Annotated in this window: 8 protein-coding genes; 6 read left to right on the top strand and 2 right to left on the bottom strand. The window is 29.9% G+C overall.

The window, feature by feature from the left end:
* The 6 genes from ACQP6D_RS06775 to ACQP6D_RS06750 all read left to right on the top strand — a co-directional run.
* Positions 1-177 (top strand): putative T6SS immunity periplasmic lipoprotein (locus tag ACQP6D_RS06775; protein WP_427857762.1); only part of this gene is annotated, 177 nt, incomplete at its 5' end.
* Positions 178-261: 84 nt separating this feature from the next.
* Complete coding sequence (locus ACQP6D_RS06770) at positions 262-723, top strand: putative T6SS immunity periplasmic lipoprotein (protein WP_427857753.1); 462 nt, start codon at positions 262-264, stop codon at positions 721-723.
* Positions 724-781: 58 nt separating this feature from the next.
* The gene (locus ACQP6D_RS06765; protein WP_100140269.1) at positions 782-1,231 is read left to right on the top strand and encodes a putative T6SS immunity periplasmic lipoprotein; all 450 of its coding nucleotides are present in this window, start codon (positions 782-784) and stop codon (positions 1,229-1,231) included.
* 58 nt (positions 1,232-1,289) lie between these two features.
* A complete protein-coding gene (locus ACQP6D_RS06760) occupies positions 1,290-1,751 on the top strand; it encodes a putative T6SS immunity periplasmic lipoprotein (protein ID WP_427857752.1) in 462 nt (153 codons plus the stop codon).
* 688 nt (positions 1,752-2,439) lie between these two features.
* The gene (locus ACQP6D_RS06755; protein WP_427857751.1) at positions 2,440-2,628 is read left to right on the top strand and encodes a hypothetical protein; all 189 of its coding nucleotides are present in this window, start codon (positions 2,440-2,442) and stop codon (positions 2,626-2,628) included.
* Positions 2,625-2,936, top strand: a complete 312-nt coding sequence (locus ACQP6D_RS06750) for a hypothetical protein (protein WP_427857750.1) — start codon at positions 2,625-2,627, stop codon at positions 2,934-2,936. Before ACQP6D_RS06755 ends, ACQP6D_RS06750 begins: the two co-directional genes overlap by 4 nt.
* Before the next feature lie 93 nt (positions 2,937-3,029).
* Here ACQP6D_RS06750 and ACQP6D_RS06745 read toward each other — a convergent pair whose 3' ends face one another.
* Both ACQP6D_RS06745 and ACQP6D_RS06740 read right to left on the bottom strand, forming a co-directional pair.
* Positions 3,030-5,078, bottom strand: a complete 2,049-nt coding sequence (locus tag ACQP6D_RS06745; protein ID WP_427857749.1) for an ATP-binding protein — start codon at positions 5,076-5,078, stop codon at positions 3,030-3,032.
* A gap of 20 nt (positions 5,079-5,098) precedes the next feature.
* Positions 5,099-6,421: a hypothetical protein gene (locus ACQP6D_RS06740; RefSeq protein ID WP_427857748.1), complete on the bottom strand. Its 1,323-nt coding sequence runs from the start codon at positions 6,419-6,421 to the stop codon at positions 5,099-5,101.
* Between the last annotated feature and the right edge of the window lie 91 nt (positions 6,422-6,512).

Below are 6,512 nucleotides of genomic sequence, written 5' to 3'. Positions count from 1 at the left end.
GTCAAAAATCAACAATGCTTATATTTTAATTATCGTTTTAAAACTAATATTCTTTATTCTATTAGCTTCTTTTCAACTGAAAAAGAAAATGATGAATCTCAAAAGTCGACAAATAAAAATTGGACTAGGGATATGAGAATCATAAAAAAACTGATGGAACGTTGCAATTATTATTAGACGCTGAGGCACGTGATTATTTTTGATTATGTTTAAAGCAATATAACATATTTTCTGTACAGTATTTATATGGACTCAAGGATAATGAATAAAAATCTTTTTCGCATTTTACCAATAGTCCTTACCATAGCTTTGATAACAGGTTGTATATTGCACAACAATGAATTTAATACACCAGATATTGTATTAAAAAAAGATGGACAACTATGTATTAGTATCCCTGAAAATGAAAATTTTTTCTACAGCAAAAAAGAATATAGTATTTTGACTACAGAGGTTTTCCAGACAGGGATTGGTCAATTGTGGAAAAAAAATTATTTCTATCCTTCAGAGCCTTATTATGTAAAAAATCAAGAATGTCTTTATTTTAATTATCATTTCCAAAATAATATTTTTTATACTATTAGTTTCATTTCAACTGAAAAAGGAAATAACGAAAATCAGAAATCAACCCAAAAAACATGGATACGATTTGTACGTATTATAAAAAAACAGGACGGGACAATGCAATTATTATTAGACGCTGAGGCAAGTGGTTATTCTTGATTATGGTTGAAGCCATATAGCACATTACTTGTATGATTTTCATAAGGACATAAGGAGAATGAACAAAAATCTATTCCGCATTTCATCGTTAATTCTCCTAGTAATATTAATGAATGGTTGCATAAGGGGATATACCCCAGATATTGTATTAAAAAAAGATGGCCAGCCGTGCATCAGTATTCCGCCAGATGAAGATTTTTTTCGTCGTCAAAAAGAATTTAATATTTTGGGTTTGGATATTTTTCAAACTGGAGTAGGTGAACTCTGGAGCAGACATTATTTAGATTCTAAAGATCATTATTATGTAAAAAACCAACAATGCTTATATTTTAATTATAAATTCCAGACTAATATTTTATATGATATTGGTTTTTTCTCAACAGAAAAAGGGGATGAAGAAAATCGAAAATCTACAAAGAAAGTGTGGATGAGGTATATGCGAATCATAAAAAAATCAGATGGAACGTTGCAATTATTATTAGACGAAGAGGCACGTGATTATTATTGATTATGTATGAAGTAATACGGCACATTATCTGTATGATATTCATAAGGATACAAGGAGAATGAACAGAAATCTTTTGCGCATTTTGCCAGTATTTCTTCCAGCAGCCTTGCTAACAGGTTGCATACTGCACAGCAATGTATTTTATACTCCAGATATAGTATTAAAAAAAGATGGGCAGCCGTGCATCAGTATTCCGGCGGGTGAAGATTTTTTCAGGCAAATAAAAGAATTTCATATTTTAAATTCAGATGTCCATCAAGCTGGAGTGGGAGAACTCTGGAGCCAAGATTATTCAGATTCTGCAAAACCATATTATGTCAAAAATCAGCAATGCTTGAATTTTAATTTTCATTTTCAAACTAATATTCCGTATTCCATTGGTTTCACCTCTGAAGAAATGAAAAATAATAAATCGCAGAAATCAACACAGAAAGATTGGATAAGATATATGCGTATCATAAGAAATAAGGATAATTCACTACAATTATTACTTGATGAAAAAGCTCGGAATGATATTTAATTGTATTCAGGGGAAAGTAAGTTGTTTTTTATCCTAAAAATGTCTTTCTTGAATAAGCATTGTTTAACTCAAAGCCTTATACATAAATAAGGGACGGGAAAAATAATTAATGGCTCAGCTAAGCAATATTGTGGTTATAGCAAATAGTGACTAATGGTTCAGAACAGAAACCAAACAGAGTAAAAGGAAAAAAGAATCTTAGTGAAAAAACCAATTGAAAGCGGAATTACAAAGCTGTAGATAGCCTTGAAAGCGCGGCCATAGTTACGTAGGATCATCTTGCAATTATGGGTAAAGACAACTGTTTTTTTAAGCCTGTCCAAGGCAAGGGCAGGGCAGAGTGTAGTGTTGGTGGAAAAGAATGGATGTATAACTAAAAATATCAGCAGAATCCAACACCATAGCGTCAGCAGCATATTGACATATCAATAATTAACCATCAAAATAGCTTTGCTGCGTTCAATAGCGCAGCCAGCTTTGACAGGCTGTTTAGTATGACAGACAACACCGTCAATAATTTTATTGAGCGATTTGATTGTCTGAATCCCGTACCAGTGGTGTGCTTTAAACAGTGAACCATGGCAAATAGGTTTTCTGCCTACGGATCATACTGCCTGTCAGTCAATTTGTCTCATGCTTGCCAGTATGGAAGTAGGCTTTCTCAGAGTTATTATGAAAGGCTACCAACATGAAAGCAATTCAGCAGCTTATCCCATGCAGTGAATATCTGCATTTGTCTTCCCTTCTTTCATCACAACCAGTTGCACGATATGCGGATAAATTAAAAAGCTATTGCGCTGTAAAAGAAACAGTAGCAAGCCGTCAATCAAGTGAACACCATTTTCAAATCAGCAATCTTGGCGGAGGTGTACTATGACGCAGCAACAATATATCGACGCCAGCCTAAGCAACAGCCCCGCCTTACTGCTTGAGCAGGCCAGTGAGCTAGCCATTATTCAAGACAAAACCCAAACCCCCGCAGAAAAAGCCCTTGTGCTCAAACAGCATGAGCTAAGCACCATCATCGAATACTGTCAAAGCACCAGCCGCAACATTGATTTTCTTATCAGCACCCTCGGCCAGCTTCAGCTTGAACGCCAGCAAATCAACAGCCAGAGCCTGCTGGTAGACAATCAAAATATGCTGCAATTCGCAGGTATACCTAGCATCTGCTTTTTAGAATAAGAACCAGTATTATTGATACCAAAATTAACAGTAATAATATTATTGACAAATTTAATAAAAATTTAAAAATTATAGATTCAACAGTTATAGGCTTTATGTATTGCAAAATGGAACTAGCTCTAAGGAACTTACATAGTTTTCATCTAACTTGTATAGCATTACATCACAATAAACTGCAAAATGTCCAATTTGCTTAGCCATGCTTTGAATATCATTATATGTTAGATAAACTGTTGATTTATGCGCGCCAAGGTGAGCTTGATTTACCGCATCAGAATAACTATGTATATTCAAGTGTTTATTTAAACTTGAATAATTGATATTTAATATTTTAGCTATTAGGGTCTTTAAATTGTCATGGGTTTTAATAAAATGTATGACTTGAACTATATTCCATAGAAGGTTATCAGATTTATATTCTTTAAGATTTTTATTATCATGTTCATGTTTATGTTCAAATATATGTGGAAATTTAGTTCTTAGAAAATCAACTGAAATCTCTAAAATTGACCTTAATGTACATGCAATTATCTCATAAAAATCCGATTTTTTTTCATTATAAATCTTTTGTACTTGAGTGATTAAACTTGAAACAATTGGTATATTTATTGTATAATATTCATTTGAAAAAAATGTAAATAGTTGATTTCTTTTTTGCCCTTTTATTGTAGCTTCAGGATGTATAAAAGAAAGCTTCAATTCTTCACTTACTTTTCCAGTTATATCATCATAATAATTGAATATTATTTTTTTCTCACAAGGTAAGGTTATACTAGGAATTATATTCGTTTTATTTTTTTCATTATCAACTAAAAATTCAATATCATGTAAATCGACCTTTTCTCCAGAACTATTGGTTACAGAAGTTATATATTCTTTTAAATCAATTTGCTTGGATGGTATTAGTATTGTTCTTTCTTTTCCAATTTTCAAATTTATCACGGCTGTTCTAATTTCAGATGAATCTTTTACATTATCTTGTCTTGGATATGCTTTCCCTGTAAAAATTACACCGTTGTTATCATTTTTTTCTGTATTTTTTATTGAAGAAGCCTTTTTTTGAATAAAACTATTTAAATTATATAAATCATTTATTATTGATTTTGTTATCTCTGTTTCAACAAAATTAGTTCGATCTGAGTTGAAGTCTAAACTTTGGTTTGAACAATATACACGCACATATCCAGTCATTTGAGGCATTGATTCAGAAGATCGTTTTTTTCTATTAATCTCTGTATTAAAATATTTATCATTATTAAATAAATTGTCATTAATATAAAGTAATGGCGATAAAGCATCATCAGAATCACGATAAAACAATTTAGAAATATCTGTTTTTTTATGGTTACCATTTTTAAAATGATAAACCATTATATCTACTTTGATAGTGTAATCTTTTGAGGATATTTGAAATCTATCTTTCTTTAACTCTTTTTGATTTCTGAATGTTTTTAAAATAGAGCTTGTTGAATCGTATGACATAAAACAAAATTGAAAATTTTCCCCCTCATCTAAAAATGAAGAAACAGGTTTTGAAGAATAGATATTATTTAACAGTTTTAATTTTAAATTTATGCTTTTATCGTAAAATGAATTTACAATTTTAATTGCATTTTTTTCGTCTCTAAAATACTCATTTAGTGCGTCTAATTTTTTTTTATCTAAATCAATTGTTATAGTGGTACCAATATCATCACTATCAGTTATTATTAATTCAGTTTTGTATTGCGACGCGTCGGCTTTTTTAATAATCTCACTTTTGTTTGTTAAAAATTTGATTTTTTTGCCATCTTTATTTGTTTCCCACTGTACAAGATCTCCGAATTTAAACGCAGATAGAAAACCTAATCCTTTTGAGCCTTGTACATATCTAGTTAAATTGTTAAATTTGTTTTTCTTACCATAAGTTTTTATACTGTTTGCGATGTGAAAAAGTTTATATATGTCATTTTCATTCATCCCAATGCCATTATCTTTTATAGTTAACTTAGAATTCTGAATGTCAATTTCAATTTCAATTTCTGTAGCAAATGCATCATAAGAATTTTTAGTTAGTTCATTTAAAGCAAAAATGTTCGAGGGAATAGTAACTGAGAGATGATTTACTATTTCACCAGCGATTTTTAAAGATACAGTTTTCATTTTTTAATCCCTTTGGAGAATTATTTTCGCATAATTAATATTGATTCACTACTTATTGTTTTAGTTACTGAATTTCTTTTTGCCATTTTTTTACATGGTATCTCTCTTTCTATTTGATAAACATATTGACACCCCTTTGCTTCCAGTAATTCTCTCATTATTTTATCGAGTGGTACTTCAATATTTGAAATTCTTCTATTTCCTAAAGTCCATATCATATAAGCATTTTTATTCAGTAAATTCAGAATATTATTTAAAGATTGGTCTAAATCATAGATGAATGATGCTAATTTTTTAATATTATTTGGATTAATCTTGTGGATTTTTTGAACACATTGAACTAAAGATTTAGATTTTATTTTGATTAGTTCAAATTTCTTTAGAGCATTTTTTAGTGATCCTCCTAAACTATAAAAATCAATTGAATTTTGATTATTTAACAGGTTTTTTTCAGAAAAATTATTTATATCTTTTATGTCTATCCACTTAAGAGGCAAATATGAAAATTGTCCATAAGGGACAGTTGTTTGATTATCACCGTAAGGAGGAGAGCTAATCAAAAGATCATATTTATTGTTATGCTTTATAAATTTAGAAGAGTTTGTATTTTTTAAAAACACTTTACTGATTGATTTGTTCCTATTCAAGACTTTGTTTTTAGCTAAAAGTTGTTTTTGCTCTATCATCTTGAGGATATTTTTTTTTAATATTTTTTCAAAAATAAGAATCGCTGATGGTGTATTTTTAATATCCTTACTGGGTTTGATGTGTAATTTGTATGTTGAACTCCTTGAATTACATACAGACCTTACTGTAGAACTCAATGACAACCAAAATACTTTACGAGCCCATTTTGATGGTTCTTTTTTTATGCTGCGATATATTATACTTAATTCTATTTGTGTTTGTTTTGTGAACCATTTATCGATGCCGAAAAAATTTTTAGATATTTCTTCTGAATTGTCATCGGTAATATTTTTTAATAAAATTTTTGATTTTTCTGAAAGTTTTTTCGGATATAAAACCCCGCTCTTAACTTCACAAGCTAATATTGCTAATGGATTAATGTCAATACCACAAAAATCTAATCCACGTAATAACGCTTCTCCTAATGTGGTTCCAGAACCAACAAATGGGTCAATTATACTTTGAATATTCTTAACTTTTTCTAGAAATACATCTATTAACTCTCCTTGCATTTCGGGTACCATCATTGCAGGATAATGTATCAAATCATGGCAATGAAGTCTTTGAGCTCGACCTCTAAATGACCAATATGCTTTATCTTTTGAAGAATAAGTATCAATAATTTTGCATAGATTTTGGTCTTGTTCTAAAATCATTTCGCAATTCTTTTTATAATTAATTAAATTAATAAAATTCTATTTTATCAGCATCATATTATTTTAACCAGACATTAAAGTTTAGTAATTA

The sequence above is a fragment of the Snodgrassella sp. CS2 genome (assembly GCF_050310315.1).
Taxonomy (GTDB): Bacteria; Pseudomonadota; Gammaproteobacteria; order Burkholderiales; family Neisseriaceae; genus Snodgrassella; species Snodgrassella alvi_E.
Note: the sequence above shows the minus strand (reverse complement) of the source record. Positions and strands in the feature narration are given on the sequence as shown.

What these genes read in the sequence shown, in the direction of transcription:
- ACQP6D_RS06745 (WP_427857749.1), bottom strand. Translation starts at nt 5,078, where the DNA reads ATGAAAACTGTATCTTTAAAAATCGCTGGTGAAATAGTAAATCATCTC.
- ACQP6D_RS06740 (WP_427857748.1), bottom strand. Translation starts at nt 6,421, where the DNA reads ATGATTTTAGAACAAGACCAAAATCTATGCAAAATTATTGATACTTAT.
- ACQP6D_RS06765 (WP_100140269.1), top strand. Translation starts at nt 782, where the DNA reads ATGAACAAAAATCTATTCCGCATTTCATCGTTAATTCTCCTAGTAATA.
- ACQP6D_RS06770 (WP_427857753.1), top strand. Translation starts at nt 262, where the DNA reads ATGAATAAAAATCTTTTTCGCATTTTACCAATAGTCCTTACCATAGCT.
- ACQP6D_RS06750 (WP_427857750.1), top strand. Translation starts at nt 2,625, where the DNA reads ATGACGCAGCAACAATATATCGACGCCAGCCTAAGCAACAGCCCCGCC.
- ACQP6D_RS06755 (WP_427857751.1), top strand. Translation starts at nt 2,440, where the DNA reads ATGAAAGCAATTCAGCAGCTTATCCCATGCAGTGAATATCTGCATTTG.
- ACQP6D_RS06760 (WP_427857752.1), top strand. Translation starts at nt 1,290, where the DNA reads ATGAACAGAAATCTTTTGCGCATTTTGCCAGTATTTCTTCCAGCAGCC.